Source organism: Metabacillus rhizosphaerae (genome assembly GCF_037201795.1).
Classification (GTDB): Bacteria; Bacillota; Bacilli; order Bacillales; family Bacillaceae; genus Metabacillus; species Metabacillus rhizosphaerae.
In genome coordinates this window covers 4,103,854-4,119,715 of sequence record NZ_CP147403.1, presented here as the reverse complement: position 1 = coordinate 4,119,715, position 15,862 = coordinate 4,103,854, and the positions used below count along the sequence as shown (strand labels likewise).

Sequence of the window (15,862 nt, the reverse complement as noted above, 5' to 3'; positions counted from 1 at the left end):
GGAACAGATGAAAGCAACTAGGACAAAAAAAGACAGCGAAGAAAAGAAGAGTAACCCGTCTATCTACTCATTAGAACTTCATGAGTTAGAAGAATGGTTAAAGAATAATGGAGAAAAATCATTCCGAGCAAATCAAATATTTGAATGGTTATATACAAAACGTGCAACTAGTTTTGAGGACATGTCAAACCTTTCAAAAAACCTTAGAACGCTTTTGAGTGAAAACTTTACTTTAACAACACTTAATACTCTTATTCAACAAACATCAAAAGACGGAACAATTAAGTTTCTTTTTGAATTACATGATGGATATTCGATTGAAACGGTTTTAATGAGACATGAATATGGTAATTCTGTATGTGTAACAACTCAGGTAGGTTGCCGGATTGGTTGTACATTTTGTGCCTCAACATTAGGAGGATTAAAAAGAAATTTAGAAGCAGGAGAAATTGTTGCTCAAGTCGTAAAAGTACAACAGGCACTTGATGAATTTGATGAGCGAGTAAGTCATGTTGTTATAATGGGAATTGGTGAACCATTTGATAATTATGATGAGATGATGTCTTTCTTAAAAATTATTAATCATGATAAAGGCTTGAATATAGGCGCTCGCCATATTACTGTTTCAACAAGTGGAATCATTCCGAAGATCTATAAGTTTGCTGATGAAAAGTTACAAATCAATTTTGCTATATCATTACATGCTCCAAATTCGGAATTACGGACTCAACTTATGCCGATTAATAAAGCATATAAATTGCCCGATCTAATGGAGGCTGTAAAGTATTATGTAGATAAAACAGGAAGACGTGTTAGCTTCGAGTACGGACTTTTTGGTGGAGAAAATGATCAAGTTGAACATGCCGAAGAATTAGCAAAATTAGTTAAGGGTTTAAAGTGCCACATTAATTTAATTCCTGTAAACTACGTACCTGAAAGAAATTATGTACGTACACCGAAAGACCAGATTAAGTTATTTGAAGATACGCTTAAAAAGTATGGAGTTAATGTAACAGTAAGAAGAGAACAAGGCCATGATATTGATGCAGCATGTGGACAACTTCGAGCTAAGGAGCGTAAAGAGGAGACGAGGTGACCAAGGTGGATACTTTTTATTTGTCAGATAGGGGAAGAGTTAGACAACATAATGAGGATTGTGTTGGTGTTTTTGAAAACGAAGCTGGTGTGTTGGCGATTGTTGCTGATGGAATGGGAGGTCATCTGGCTGGAGATGTTGCTAGTCAAATGACCATCTCTACCTTTAAAGGATTATGGGAGCAAGCGAAGAATATTGATAGCCCTAAAGATGCTGAGGCTTGGTTTATTGAGAAGGTCTCAGAGGTAAACAAAGCTGTTTATGACCATTCTTTATCGAATCCAGAATGTCAAGGCATGGGAACAACAATTGTTGGTGTAATTATAACCCCAAGCTTCGCGACCATTGGTCATATTGGAGATAGTCGGTGTTATCTATTAAACCACAGTGGTTACAAGCAAGTGACCCAAGACCATTCACTCGTAAATGAATTGGTACGGTCAGGACAAATTTCAAAAGAAGATGCTGAACATCATCCTCGGAAAAATGTCCTTTTACGGGCATTAGGCACAGAACAAACAGTAGAACTGGATCTTTCCACGATTGAATTTGAACAAGATAATGTGCTTTTATTATGCTCTGATGGGTTGTCAAACAAAGTTTCTGATGAAGAAATGCAAGAAGAACTTTTAAAAAGTCATTCTCTTCCGGAAATTGCGAATTCGCTTGTTAAGTCAGCAAATGATAACGGTGGAGAGGATAATATTTCTCTAGTCATTATAAAAAAGACGGCAAATCTTGAATTAGGTGAAGCGCCGTGCTAATAGGTAAAAGAATTAGTGGTCGTTATAAAATTCTAGAGGTTATTGGCGGAGGTGGAATGGCAAACGTCTATCTAGCCAAGGACATGATTCTAGAAAGAGAAGTTGCAATGAAGGTATTGCGATTTGACTTTTCTAACGATGACGAATTTATTAAAAGATTTAGAAGAGAAGCACAATCTGCAACAAGCTTGGCCCATCCTAATGTAGTAAGTATATATGATGTCGGAGAAGAAGATGGGATTTACTATATTGTAATGGAGTATGTAGATGGTCAAACCTTAAAGCAATACATACAGCAGTTTGCTCCTATTCACCCGAGAAAAGCGGTTAACATAATGGTACAGATTGTATCAGCGATCCAACACGCACATGATAATCATATTATTCATCGTGACATAAAACCACATAATATATTGATTGACCATCATGGTAATGTGAAAGTAACAGATTTTGGAATTGCGATGGCACTTAGCTCAACAACAATCACACAAACCAATTCTGTACTAGGGTCTGTCCACTATTTATCACCTGAACAAGCTAGAGGTGGATTAGCAAATAACAAATCTGATATCTATTCAATTGGAATCGTATTATTTGAGTTATTAACTGGACGTTTGCCATTCGATGGTGAATCTGCTATTTCGATTGCCTTAAAGCATTTGCAATCAGAGACACCATCACCGAAAAGATGGAATCCCGATATCCCACAAAGCTTAGAAAATATTATTTTAAAAGCGACTGCAAAGGATTCTTTTCACCGCTATGATTCTGCAGAAGAAATGGAAAAAGATCTTGAAACTGCATTTGATGTAAGTCGGATATCTGAACCTCGTTTTTCAATTCCTGAGGATTTCGAAGCAACAAAAGCAATACCTATTATTACGAATGAAGATATTGAACAAAGTAAAATCGAGGATACAATTGTACATTCCACAATAGATAACCAAAAAGAAGAACCAAAAAAGAATATTAAGCAAAATAAAAAGCTAGCAAAGAAAGAAAAGAAACCAAAAAAGCAAAAAAGCAAACTTGCCATCTTTATTATTACCACTTTTATTATTTTAATCACGGCTAGTGTTGCTGCTTTTACAATAATTCCGCCTATGATGCTACCAAAGGATATCGAAGTGCCTGATGTTTCAGGGGAAACTTATGAAGATGCAGTAGATATTCTCTATGAAAATGGATTTGAAGTTGGAGAACCTGTTCTTGTCTCTGATGAGGAGATAGAAGAAGGATATGTCATCAAAACAATTCCATCAGCTTCAGAAATAACAAAAGAAGGTGCAACAATAACGATTTATGAGAGTACTGGTAAAGAAAAAGTAGTGCTTGATGATTATGTTGGGAAAAATATTGACAGGGTCAAATCAATTCTCGAAATAAAGGGTTTTACCATTGATGTGAAAGAAGAGTCAAATGAAGTGGAGAATGCAGGAACGATTCTAACTCAATCGCCTGAAATAGGGGTAGAAGTAATCCCTTCTGAGGAAACCATAGAGTTTACGGTGAGCTCTGGACCTAAGCTTGAAAAAATCGAGAATTTTGTTGGTAAAAGTAAGTCTCAAGTCGATGAATATGTAAGTTCTAATGGATTTACTTCTATAGAATCTGAGGAATATTCAAATGATATTCCCATTGGCCATCTTATTTCACAATTACCAGAAGTAGGAACAGAAGTCGTTCCTAAAGACACAACTTTGCAGCTTGTATATTCTTTGGGTCCAGAACCTGAACCGCCTAAGAAGGTAGAAAAAACCGTAGAAATTCCATATGAGCCAGAAGAAGAAGGTCAAGAGCTTGTGGTTAAAATTAGTATAGATGATGCTGAGAATTCAATTTCAGAAACCTACGAAGAATTCAAAATAATAGGTCCACAAACTAAGCGGTTGGAATTTATAATTGCTCCAGATGAAAGCGCGTTTTACCAAATTACGATCGATAATAAAGTTGTCGCCTCTGAAACAATTCCATATCCAGAGGAATAAAAGCAGAATATAGTTTTTTATTATGGAATATCACAAGAATATTAATCACAAACTTTTACTATGAATTCTTGTAATGAGCTTTAATAAATCAATAATATATTTAGAGAAACAACAATATTGTTCTAGGAGGTTATTCATGCCACAAGGGAAAATTGTGAAAGCTCTTAGTGGTTTTTACTATGTGCAAGACGGCGAAAGAATGATTCAATGTAGAGGTAGAGGTATTTTTCGGAAAAATAAGATCACCCCACTTGTAGGAGATGAAGTTGAATACCAGGCAGATAATGATCAAGAGGGTTATATACTTGAAATATTTGGCCGTAAAAATGAACTTGTCAGACCACCTATTTGTAATGTCGACCAAGCGATTCTTGTTTTTTCAGCAGTTGAACCTGATTTTAGTCCAGCGCTGCTTGATCGCTTCCTTGTACTGATTGAAGCTAATGATATTGAACCAATTCTGGTTATCAGTAAGGCAGATTTAATTCCATCTGGGGATATAAAAGAAAAAGTGCTTTCGTATGCTAAAGATTATCAAAATGCAGGGTACAAAGTGCTATTAACTTCTACTGTTGAATCTAGTGTAGAACATGACCTACAACCGATTCTAGATAATAAAATTTCAGTTTTTGCTGGACAATCTGGAGTAGGAAAATCATCGTTATTAAATGTTTTAAGACCAGATCTTGATCTAAAGACAGATGATATTTCAACACATTTAGGGAGAGGTAAGCATACGACAAGACATGTAGAATTAATTGCAGCAGGGTCTGGCTTTGTTGCAGATACACCAGGTTTTAGTTCATTAGATTTTACAGGTATTGAGGTTGAAGATTTAACCTACTGTTTTCCGGAAATGAAAGAAAGAAGTGGGAATTGTAAATTTCGTGGTTGCACACATGTAAAAGAGCCAAAATGTGCGATCAAAGAAGCGGTAGATAATGGAGAAATACCGCAATATCGATATGAACATTATTTAACCTTTGTTGAAGAAATAAAAGATAGAAAGCCGAGGTATTAGTATGATAAAAATTGCCCCATCAATCCTATCGGCAAATTTCGCGAAATTGGGTTTGGAGATTAAAGATGTAGAAAATGGTGGTGCCGACTATATTCATGTAGATGTTATGGATGGACACTTTGTACCAAATATTACGATTGGGCCTTTAATTGTGGAAGCAATTCGACCTGTTACAAAGCTTCCTTTAGACGTACACCTCATGATTGAACAACCAGACAGTTATATACATGAGTTTGTGCGTGCAGGTGCGGATATCATTACTGTACATGTTGAAGCATGTAAACATCTACATAGAACCCTTCAATTAATCAAGTCTGAGGGTATTAAGGCAGGTGTAGTGTTAAACCCACATACACCTATCGAGTCAATACAGCATGTTCTAGAGGATATTGATATGGTTTTATTAATGACAGTAAATCCTGGTTTTGGGGGACAAGCTTTTATTCCACAAGTCTTACCAAAAATTAAACAGCTTGCTACAATTATTAAAGAAAAACAGCTTCCGATCGAAATTGAAGTGGATGGCGGAATTAATGAAGAAACGGCCAAACTTTGTGTTGAAGCCGGAGCAACTGTACTTGTTGCAGGTTCGGCTATTTATAATAAGCCTGATCGCCATCAAGCAATTCAAGCCTTAAAACAGGCCATTCATTCATAAATCTGAAAAACTCATCTAAGATTCAATTTAAATCAATAAAGAGTTCTGACGCATTCCCTGTGTCAGACTTTTTTTATATCTTAAGTACTAAACTTCGGTATAAGATTCATCAGATGAGCAGAGCCAAGAAGTTGTGCTTAACAAACGATGGTTAGGAAGAAAAAGTTCAGGTGAAGCCTTTGGACTTAGCATTTTTAGCATGGTAAGTCAGGCTATCCATTAGTGAGGATAAAGTGAAATATTTAATAAAATTTTGATACATAAGGAGTTAATATGAAAACAATCGCACTTGTTGCAGGAGGACCAAAAGAAAATCTCCCTGTATTAACAGATTATCATCACGAGGGTGTTATATGGGTTGGAATTGATAGAGGGACGTTATACATACAAGAGTCAGGATTGCCCCTAACCTTTGCTTTTGGAGATTTTGACTCCATTACAAATAAAGAGAGGAATGAGTTGACAAAGGCTTTCACTAATTTGTCTATTTTTTCTGCTGAAAAAGATAAAACAGATACTGAGCTTGCATTAGAATGGGCAGTTCAACAATCACATGAACTCATACAAATTTTTGGAGCAACTGGCGGAAGAATCGACCATATGCTTGGTAATATTCAACTCCTTTTTAAAACAATAAAGTATGATTCAAAAATTGAAATAATCGATCGTCAAAATCATATCACGCTCTTCACTCCAGGAACATATACAATAAAGAAACACAAGGAGTGGAAATATATATCGTTTATTCCGATTAGTCATGAAGTGAAGGGTATTACGCTAGAAGGATTTAAATATCCATTAAATAATTGTCATATCAGCATTGGATCGACATTATGTATTAGTAATGAACTCATTCATGAACAAGGTACTTTTTCTTTTCATGACGGCATAATATTAATGATAAGAAGTCGAGATTAAGCCTTGTGGATTCAAAGAGATAAGGTCTCGCGTCATTTTTTTCCACAGACTGAATATAATGCTAAAGAACTGATTTGATTTTTATGAAACTTTGACGCTAATAGTACCTTTAAACAAGCATGTTTAATGATTTGGTTGAGGAGGGAAACAATGAGATTTTATACGATTAAGCTACCAAAGTTTTTAGGAGGAATTGTTCGAGCAATGCTCGGTTCGTTTAAAAAAGATTAAGAAAAAAGCACCGTTATTTTCGGTGCTTTTTTCTTAGCTTATGTGTTTTATATTTATTGAATATGAAACATAGCTGCAATATAGCAAACTAAGATAAGCTATCATTTCATGTTTTCTGCTTTATAGGTAGTTCAAAAAGTCCGGAAAAATAGCTATTGAATTTCTACGACAGCTTGTTACTCGACTCCTCACGAATATAAACGTTTTGGTGTTGAATATTAAGCTTTCTACTTGAAGTTCTAGGCTCTTTTTGTCTTCCTTTTTGAACACTAATTTAGAGAGAGCTTAATATGAATTAAACTCGCTCAACTTTACCTGATCTTAAAGCGCGAGCAGATACATATACTTTTTTTGGTTTACCGTTTACTAAGATGCGAACTTTTTGAAGGTTTGCGCCCCAAGTACGTTTGTTAGCGTTCATCGCGTGTGAACGTGCATTACCTGAGCGAGTTTTTCTACCAGTAACAACGCATTTACGTGCCATGTTATTCCCTCCTTACTACAAAAAAACCTAACATTTTTTACAATAGTCATGTACATAGCCATGAGATACTTTAATAATTTATCATAACTGCCTCAGGAATGCAATACTTCAACGTAAAGCTTTCAAGAATTTTTCCTTGACATAGTATTTAATGGTGTATTGTATAATACTATTGAAAAAAGGAATTGTGTTTTGTTCTTTTATTGATAAAGGCGCTTCCACTTTTCATTTGTGCATGCTTATAGTAAAATAATTATAGCCAGTGAGAGCAATTCCAAAGGGGGAACGATCATGTCCATTGAATTAAAAACGAAGTACGGACAAATTGATATATCAAACGAGGTCATTGCAACTGTTGCCGGTGGTGCAGCAATTGACTGCTATGGTATTGTTGGAATGGCATCAAAGAATCAAATAAAAGATGGTCTTACAGAAATTCTTAGAAAAGAAAACTTTAGCAGAGGCGTAATTGTACGCCAAGAAGACGAAACAATTTATATTGATATGTATATTATCGTCAGCTATGGTACAAAAATTTCTGAAGTCGCACATAACGTTCAAACTAAAGTTAAGTATACGTTAGATCAGACGGTTGGACTTGCTGTTGATTCCGTAAATATTTTTGTACAAGGTGTTCGTGTAGCGAACTCGTAGTAAGGAGGAAATTACCTGTGTCAATTACAACTTTAGATGGTAAGCGTTTTGCAGAGATGATTTTGCAAGGGGCAAACCACCTATCGAATAATGCAAAATTAGTCGATGCACTAAACGTTTTTCCAGTTCCTGATGGTGACACTGGAACGAACATGAATTTATCGATGACATCAGGGGCAAAAGAAGTCCAAAACAATACTTCAGATCATATCGGTAAGGTTGGTAGTGCTCTATCAAAAGGACTATTAATGGGTGCTAGAGGAAACTCTGGTGTTATTCTTTCGCAATTATTCAGAGGGTTCTCAAAATCAATTGAATCGAAGCAGTCGATTAACAGTTTAGAATTTGCTAATGCACTTCAGGCAGGTGTAGATACAGCATATAAAGCAGTCATGAAGCCTGTTGAAGGTACGATTTTAACTGTTGCAAAAGACGCTGCTAAAGCTGCAGTGCTAGCAGCAGAAAATGAGATTGCTATTGATAAATTAATGGAAGTAATATTAACAGAAGCGAATCAGTCATTAAAGCGTACACCTGATCTTCTTCCAGTTTTAAAAGAGGTTGGAGTAGTTGATAGCGGTGGTCAAGGGTTAGTGTTTGTATATGAAGGGTTCTTAGCTGTTTTAACAGGAGAAAAACTTTCAACTCTAAATGCATCAATGCCTTCTATGAATGAACTTGTAAACGCTGAGCATCATAAAAGTGTTCAAAGTCATATTAATACTGAAGACATTGAGTTTGGCTATTGTACAGAGTTCATGGTACGTTTTGAAGCTGATAAGACACCATTCAATGAAGAAAATTTCAGAAATGATTTAAGTCAATTTGGTGATTCATTACTCGTTATTGCTGATGATGAGCTTGCAAAAGTACATATACATGCAGAACATCCTGGTGAAGTTCTTTCATACGGTCAAAAATATGGAAACCTTATTAACATGAAAATCGAAAATATGCGACAACAACATACTAATATTGTTGGTGAAAATTCACAGGCTGCTCCTAAAGTAGAATTAAAGCAAGAAAAGCAGAAATATGGCATCGTGACAGTAACCATGGGCAAAGGTATTGCTGAGCTATTTAGAAGTATCGGAGCGAATGAAGTGATCGAAGGTGGACAAACGATGAATCCTAGTACAGAGGATATCGTACAAGCTATTAAAGACGTTCATGCTGAAACCATTATAATTCTACCAAATAACTCAAATATTGTCATGGCTGCACAACAAGCTGCCTCTGTTGTTGAAGATAATGTCATTGTCATTCCTTCTAAAACAGTACCACAAGGAATGGCTGCACTACTCGCTTTTAATCCTACTGCAGATCCTAGTGATGTAGAAAATACACTAATTGATGCCTTGAGCAATGTGAAAAGCGGTCAAATAACGTATGCAGTTCGCGATACGAATATTGATGGACTTGATATTACAAAAGGGGACTTCATGGGGATTTTGAATGGTAAAATAACCATTACAGATCGTGATCAACTAGCTGCTTCGAAGAAACTACTTTCAGAAATGATTTCTGCAGAGGATGAGATTTTAACGATTATCCAAGGTGAGGATGCAAACGATGAAGAAGTAGAGAAACTAATTCAATTTGTTGAGGAACAGTTCGAGGACATTGAAGTTGAAACGCATAAAGGTGAACAACCTTTATATTCTTATATTTTCTCAGTTGAATAAAATCACACATAGAAACTCGGCATTTGCCGAGTTTTTTTGAGTGTGAAATAAATGAAGAATTCCTCTGTTACAAACTTCTAATAATCAATTTTCCAAGATGAAAACTCAATAATTTATACTGAACTTTTATCAAAATATAAGTTCAGACTTTTTAATTCGTAAGCTTGTACAGCTTGAAGAGAAATCTGTTAAACTAATCTTATTACGTATGCTGCAAGAAAAGAACTAGCACAAGGAGGTTAGCCGCGAGTCCTAAAGGTCAACAGCTAAAGACCATAATAGGGAATCGCAAAATAAATGTGAAGAAAAGACTAGCAGAACCTATTTCATCAATTAAAGGTGTTGGTGATGAAACAGAAGACCTTTTAAACGATATAGGTATATATACAATTGATGATCTTATAGAATATTTTCCATATAGATATGATGATAACAGCTTAAAAGACCTTGCGGATGTTAAACATGACGAAAGAGTAACCGTGGAGGGGAAGGTTCATAGTGAACCACTACTTTCTTATTTTGGTAAAAAGCGTTCACGCCTTACATTCCGTATATTAGTTGGTCGATACTTACTCTCCGCAGTTTGTTTCAATCGTCCTTATTTTAAAAATAAGCTAACGATCGATTCAACAGTGACCGTTATAGGGAAGTGGGACAAACATCGGCAAACCATTACCGTTCAAGAACTTACATTTGGACCTAAGCAAGTGCTCAATGGAATTGAACCAGTGTATTCTGTAAAAGGTAAGCTTACAATTAAAGGGATGCGGAAATTTATTTCTCTTGCGTTAAACGAATTTTTAGATGAAATAGAGGAAATCATTCCAACTGAGCTCTTACAAAAATATAAGCTTCAAACAAGAAAGGAAGCTTTACGTTCGATTCATCTACCAGATGGAAAGGAAGAATTAAAGCAGGCAAGAAGGCGTTTTGTGTATGAAGAATTTCTCTTATTTCAGTTGAAAATGCAAACATTACGCAAGGTGCAAAGAGAACAATCACAGGGAATAGCCCATGAATTTCCTGAAGAAAGTCTTGAAAACTTTATTAAAGCATTACCTTTTCCTCTTACAAACGCTCAAGCACGTGTGATTAATGAAATTATTACAGATATGAAGTCACCATTTAGAATGAACAGATTACTTCAAGGAGATGTTGGATCAGGAAAAACGGTAGTTGCAGCAATTGGAGTATATGCTGCTATTTTATCTGGTTATCAAGCCGCTCTAATGGTCCCAACGGAGATATTAGCTGAACAGCATGCAGAGTCTTTATCTAACTTGTTTGAATCATTTGATGTGAATGTCGCTCTGTTAACAAGCTCTGTTAAAGGTAAGAAACGTCGCGAGCTTTTAGAAAAGGTGAAAAATAATGAGATTCAGCTTTTAATTGGAACGCATGCTCTGATTCAAGATGAAATTCATTTTCACAAGCTTGGCTTAGTTATTACAGATGAACAACATCGATTTGGAGTTGAGCAAAGACGGATGCTCCGTGAAAAGGGAGTCAATACAGATGTATTATTTATGACAGCTACCCCGATTCCTCGAACACTAGCGATTACTGCGTTTGGAGAAATGGATGTCTCTATTATAGATGAGTTGCCTGCAGGGAGAAAAACAATTGAAACATATTGGGTAAAGCCAACAATGCTTGAGAGAATTTTGGCTTTTATTGAAAAAGAAATATCTAAGGGGCGTCAAGCTTATGTGATCTGTCCTTTGATCGAGGAATCTGACAAGCTTGATGTACAAAATGCATTGGATGTTCATAGTATGCTCACCTCTTATTATAAAGGTCGTTATCAGGTAGGTATAATGCATGGTAGACTATCATCTGATGAAAAAGATACTGTAATGCGAAGCTTTAGTCAAAACCAGGTAAATATATTAGTCTCAACAACTGTTGTTGAGGTTGGTGTAAATGTCCCGAATGCAACAACAATGGTTATATATGATGCAGAGCGTTTTGGCTTGTCACAGCTTCATCAGCTTCGTGGTCGTGTGGGAAGAGGAAGTGAACAGTCATATTGTATTTTACTAGCAGATCCGAAATCAGAAGCAGGTAAAGAAAGAATGAAGATTATGACAGATACGAATGACGGCTTTGTTTTATCTGAAAGAGATTTAGAGTTGAGGGGTCCAGGAGATTTCTTCGGTAAAAAGCAAAGTGGTATGCCGATTTTCAAGGTTGCTGACATGGTCCATGATTATCGTGCATTAGAAGTTGCAAGACAAGATGCTGTAGAATTAGTTCGTTCAAAATCTTTTTGGGTAGAAGATAGATATGAGGGGTTAAGAATGTACTTAATTCAATCTGGTATTCTAAATGGGGAGAAGTTAGATTAATAGTTAAATGGTATTGAAATAGTGATCTCTAGCTCCAGCGCCTGGAGCGAAGACCTATATGCTACTCATGAATTGAAGGAAAGAGCACCTTCATTTCATGAGTGTCTTATGCTTTTCAGGGCTAACCAAGGCGCTTTCGCTTTTCTGCTTGCATTCTATTTTTTTTATCTATATACTACTATTAGTACCTAGTCTTAATAGTTCGGACGGTGTCATAGTGATATGAGAAAAAATAAAAAAGAGAGACAGCAATTATTGCAGGAAACTATAGGTGATACACCTTTTATAACTGATGAGGAATTAGCTGATAAGTTCCAAGTGAGCATTCAAACAATTCGTCTTGACCGCTTAGAATTATCAATTCCAGAATTAAGAGAACGTATAAAACATGTTGCAGAAAAGAAACTAGACGATGAAGTGAAATCGTTACATATAGAAGAAATTATCGGAGAAATAATTGATCTTCAGTTAGATGAGTCAGCAATTTCTATGTTAGAAATAAAAAAAGAGCATGTTTTTAGTAGGAATCAAATTGCTCGTGGTCATCATTTATTTGCACAAGCAAATTCATTAGCAGTAGCTGTTATTAATGATGAGTTGGCGCTTACTGCAACTGCAAGTATTCGGTTTACTCGACAAGTAATGGAAAATGAACGGGTAATTGCAAAAGCAAAGGTTGTAATGGGCGAATCTGAAAAAGGACGTACGACTGTCGAAGTAAACAGCTATGTCGGAAATGAATTAGTGTTTTCAGGTGAATTTGACATGTATCGCTCAAATCCAGCACAAAGGTAGGTAGCATAAATATGAAGTTAGCGATCGACGCAATGGGTGGAGATAATGCCCCACAGGCTGTAGTAGAAGGTGTTATAAAAGCCATTTCTGCTTTTTCAGACTTAGAGGTGACACTCATTGGTCATGAAGATAAAATTAAACCTTATTTAACAGATCAGACGAGAATTACAGTTATACATACAGATGAAGTAATTGAAGGTACAGATGAGCCAGTACGTGCGGTTAGAAGGAAAAAGAATGCTTCTATGGTACTAATGGCTAATGAAGTGAAGGAAGGACGAGCAGATGGTTGTATATCTGCTGGTAATACTGGTGCATTGATGACTGCAGGTCTATTTATTGTAGGTAGAATTGAAGGAATTGAACGACCAGCACTATCACCAACTTTACCAACATTGGATGGAAAAGGCTTTTTATTTTTAGACGTCGGTGCAAATGTGGACGCAAAACCAGAACACTTGCTTCAATATGCAATCATGGGCTCAATCTATGTAGAAAAGGTGCGTGGAATTAAGAATCCACGTATCGGCCTATTAAATGTAGGAACGGAAGATAAAAAGGGAAATGAATTAACGAAACAAGCTTTCGAGCTTTTAAAAAGAACGCAGTTAAATTTCGTTGGAAATGTTGAATCGAGAGACTTGATGAATTCTATCGCAGATGTTGTTGTAACGGATGGCTTTACCGGAAATATAGCTCTAAAGACAATTGAAGGTACCGCATTATCTGTGTTTTCAATGATGAAGTCTGCTTTGACAAGTAATTTGAAGTCGAAATTAGCTGCAGGGATATTAAAGCCTGAGCTTCGAGGAATAAAGCAGAAAATGGATTACTCTGAATATGGTGGAGCCGCACTTTTTGGCTTGAAGGCACCCGTTATTAAAGCGCACGGTTCATCTGATGCTAATGCCATTTACAATGCGATACGTCAAACACGTGAAATGGTTTCGAACAATGTTTCTGATACAATCCATTCTTCACTTTAAGGTGATGTAGAGTAAGAATTAGAAGAAAATCAGAAAGAAAAGAGGGACAGAGATATGACAAAACTAGCATTTTTATTTCCTGGACAAGGTTCACAAGCTGTTGGTATGGGGAAAGATCTCTTTGAATGCGTACTAGAATCAAAACGTATTTTTGAAGCAGCAGATAACCGCTTAGATGAAAAGTTAACAGAGCTTATTTTTGAAGGTCCACAGGATACATTGACATTAACCTATAATGCACAGCCTGCATTGTTAACAACAAGCATTGCGATATTGGAGCATTTTAAACAGCACGGAATAACTGCAGACTTTGTTGCCGGACACAGTCTTGGAGAATACACAGCACTTGTAGCAGCAGGCGTTTTAAGCTTTGAGGATGCTGTTTATGCAGTAAAAAAACGCGGTGAGTTTATGGATGAAGCTGTACCTGCAGGTCAAGGGGCAATGGCTGCAATTTTAGGTATGTCTGCAGAGGAGCTTGAGAGTGTTACTTCTGAAGTTACAAATACAGGACATTCTGTACAATTAGCTAATTTAAACTGTCCTGGACAAATTGTGATTTCAGGTACAGCTGAAGGGGTCGAACAAGCTTCTGCAATCGCAAAAGAAAAAGGGGCGAAACGTGCGATTCCATTAGTAGTTAGTGGTCCATTTCATTCAGAGCTTATGAAACCAGCAGCAAATCAATTACAGGAAGTTCTTTCAGGATTAGGCTTTCAAGATGCAACAATTCCAGTCATAGCAAATGTAACGGCGAACCCAGTTGAGAGCCAAGAAGAAATTAAGGATTTACTTGTGAAACAGTTATACTCTCCTGTAAGATGGGAAGAATCTGTAAAAACAATGATTGAAAACGGCGTAACCACATTTATTGAAATTGGGCCAGGCAAAGTTTTGTCAGGATTAGTGAAAAAAATAGATCGATCTGCTATTGTTTATTCCATATCAGATCTAGAAACAATTAATACAACAGTTGAGAAGCTTAAGGGGGAGTTATAATGCTAGAGAACAAAGTAGCATTAGTTACAGGTGCGTCACGTGGAATTGGAAAAGCTATTGCGCTTGAATTAGCTAAAAATGGTGCAAGTGTTGCTGTCAATTATGCTGGTAGTGAAGCAAAAGCAAATGAAGTTGTAGATGAGATTAAAGCAAATGGTGGAAACGCATTTGCTATTAAAGCAGATGTATCAAATACTGAGGATGTACAAAATATGATCAAAGAAGTTATTAGTCAATTTGGTCAATTAGATATCCTAGTGAATAATGCAGGAATTACTCGAGATAATTTACTAATGAGAATGAAAGATGCTGAATGGGACGATGTTATTAATACGAACCTAAAAGGTGTATTCCTTTGTACAAAAGGTGTTACTCGTCAGATGATGAAGCAACGAAGCGGTCGCATTATTAATATAACTTCTGTTGTTGGAGTAAGCGGTAATGCAGGACAAGCAAATTACGTTGCTGCAAAAGCTGGTGTCATTGGTCTAACGAAAACAACAGCAAAAGAGCTTGCATCTAGAAATATTACTGTAAATGCAGTTGCACCTGGCTTTATCACAACAGATATGACAGATGAGCTATCAGAAGAGATGAAAGCGGAAATGCTAAAACAAATTCCTTTAGCGAAATTAGGAGAACCTAGTGATATCGCAAATATTGTTACCTTCCTTGCTTCGGAAAAAAGCAAATATATTACTGGTCAAACCATGCATGTTAATGGCGGAATGGTAATGTAACTACTGGTTCTGTCTAGCACCAGCGCTTAGCCCCTCTAGGGTCTAGTGACTCAATAATTAAAGGTAAAGAACACCTTCAATTATTGAGCGACTTATACTAATCGGAGCTGAACAAGGCGTTTTTCGCATTTCTTTAAAAAATGCTAGTTTGAAACCTAGTTTTTCTATTGAAAATCACTTATAATACTTGAGGGGAGGTGAAGGAAAATGGCAGAAGTATTAGAACGTGTAACAAAGATTATCGTTGACCGTTTAGGTGTTGATGAGGCTGAAGTAAAATTAGAGTCTTCATTCAAAGATGATCTTGGAGCAGATTCCCTTGATGTAGTTGAGCTTGTTATGGAACTTGAAGATGAGTTCGATATGGAGATTTCTGACGAAGATGCAGAAAAGATCGGTACAGTGGGTGACGCTGTTAACTACATAAATAGCTTACAGTAATGTTTGCTTAAAAGTCCCGTATTTTTACGGGGCTTTACCCCTTTTATAAGGGTA

16 protein-coding genes are annotated in these 15,862 nt (G+C 36.4%); 15 read left to right on the top strand and 1 reads right to left on the bottom strand.

Going from position 1 to position 15,862, the window contains the following annotated elements; translation table 11 throughout:
• The first annotated feature begins 7 nt into the window (after positions 1–7).
• From rlmN to spoVM, 7 genes are all read left to right on the top strand, one after another.
• Positions 8–1,096 carry a 23S rRNA (adenine(2503)-C(2))-methyltransferase RlmN gene (rlmN, locus tag WCV66_RS20040; protein ID WP_066338021.1) on the top strand — a complete coding sequence of 363 codons (1,089 nt, stop codon included), beginning with the start codon at positions 8–10 and terminating at the stop codon, positions 1,094–1,096.
• Between the two features lie 5 nt (positions 1,097–1,101).
• The gene (locus WCV66_RS20035) at positions 1,102–1,860 is read left to right on the top strand and encodes a Stp1/IreP family PP2C-type Ser/Thr phosphatase (RefSeq protein ID WP_338789502.1); all 759 of its coding nucleotides are present in this window, start codon (positions 1,102–1,104) and stop codon (positions 1,858–1,860) included.
• Positions 1,854–3,848, top strand: a complete 1,995-nt coding sequence (gene pknB / locus WCV66_RS20030; RefSeq protein ID WP_185653127.1) for a Stk1 family PASTA domain-containing Ser/Thr kinase — start codon at positions 1,854–1,856, stop codon at positions 3,846–3,848. The genes WCV66_RS20035 and pknB overlap by 7 nt, the downstream gene beginning before the upstream one ends.
• A gap of 136 nt (positions 3,849–3,984) precedes the next feature.
• Entirely contained in the window at positions 3,985–4,869 is an 885-nt protein-coding gene (rsgA, locus tag WCV66_RS20025) for a ribosome small subunit-dependent GTPase A (RefSeq protein WP_338786637.1), read from the top strand.
• 1 nt (position 4,870) lies between these two features.
• Positions 4,871–5,527: a ribulose-phosphate 3-epimerase gene (gene rpe / locus WCV66_RS20020; protein WP_066337876.1), complete on the top strand. Its 657-nt coding sequence runs from the start codon at positions 4,871–4,873 to the stop codon at positions 5,525–5,527.
• A 273-nt stretch (positions 5,528–5,800) separates the two neighbouring features.
• Positions 5,801–6,445, top strand: coding sequence for a thiamine diphosphokinase (locus WCV66_RS20015; RefSeq protein WP_066337873.1), 645 nt, complete (start codon positions 5,801–5,803; stop codon positions 6,443–6,445).
• Between the two features lie 150 nt (positions 6,446–6,595).
• Complete coding sequence (gene spoVM, locus WCV66_RS20010) at positions 6,596–6,676, top strand: stage V sporulation protein SpoVM (protein WP_066337870.1); 81 nt, start codon at positions 6,596–6,598, stop codon at positions 6,674–6,676.
• A gap of 295 nt (positions 6,677–6,971) precedes the next feature.
• On the opposite strand, the gene rpmB is transcribed toward spoVM, so the two are convergent.
• Entirely contained in the window at positions 6,972–7,160 is a 189-nt protein-coding gene (gene rpmB, locus WCV66_RS20005; RefSeq protein ID WP_066337865.1) for a 50S ribosomal protein L28, read from the bottom strand.
• Between the two features lie 291 nt (positions 7,161–7,451).
• Between rpmB and WCV66_RS20000 the strand changes: the two genes are divergently transcribed.
• The 8 genes from WCV66_RS20000 (at position 7,452) to acpP (ending at position 15,808) form a co-directional block, all read left to right on the top strand.
• Positions 7,452–7,814 carry an Asp23/Gls24 family envelope stress response protein gene (locus tag WCV66_RS20000; RefSeq protein WP_066337858.1) on the top strand — a complete coding sequence of 121 codons (363 nt, stop codon included), beginning with the start codon at positions 7,452–7,454 and terminating at the stop codon, positions 7,812–7,814.
• A 17-nt stretch (positions 7,815–7,831) separates the two neighbouring features.
• Entirely contained in the window at positions 7,832–9,499 is a 1,668-nt protein-coding gene (locus WCV66_RS19995; protein ID WP_066337856.1) for a DAK2 domain-containing protein, read from the top strand.
• 299 nt (positions 9,500–9,798) lie between these two features.
• Positions 9,799–11,847 (top strand): ATP-dependent DNA helicase RecG, encoded by a 2,049-nt coding sequence (gene recG, locus WCV66_RS19990; protein WP_413789601.1) that lies wholly within the window; start codon positions 9,799–9,801, stop codon positions 11,845–11,847.
• 222 nt (positions 11,848–12,069) lie between these two features.
• Positions 12,070–12,642 carry a transcription factor FapR gene (gene fapR, locus WCV66_RS19985; protein WP_066337854.1) on the top strand — a complete coding sequence of 191 codons (573 nt, stop codon included), beginning with the start codon at positions 12,070–12,072 and terminating at the stop codon, positions 12,640–12,642.
• 11 nt (positions 12,643–12,653) lie between these two features.
• Positions 12,654–13,628, top strand: a complete 975-nt coding sequence (gene plsX / locus WCV66_RS19980; protein WP_066337853.1) for a phosphate acyltransferase PlsX — start codon at positions 12,654–12,656, stop codon at positions 13,626–13,628.
• A 54-nt stretch (positions 13,629–13,682) separates the two neighbouring features.
• A complete protein-coding gene (gene fabD / locus WCV66_RS19975) occupies positions 13,683–14,627 on the top strand; it encodes an ACP S-malonyltransferase (protein ID WP_338786636.1) in 945 nt (314 codons plus the stop codon).
• On the top strand, positions 14,627–15,367 hold the full coding sequence (fabG, locus tag WCV66_RS19970) for a 3-oxoacyl-[acyl-carrier-protein] reductase (protein ID WP_338786635.1): 741 nt from the start codon (positions 14,627–14,629) through the stop codon (positions 15,365–15,367). The genes fabD and fabG overlap by 1 nt, the downstream gene beginning before the upstream one ends.
• 207 nt (positions 15,368–15,574) lie before the next feature.
• Positions 15,575–15,808, top strand: coding sequence for an acyl carrier protein (gene acpP, locus WCV66_RS19965; RefSeq protein WP_066337843.1), 234 nt, complete (start codon positions 15,575–15,577; stop codon positions 15,806–15,808).
• The last annotated feature ends 54 nt before the right edge of the window (positions 15,809–15,862 follow it).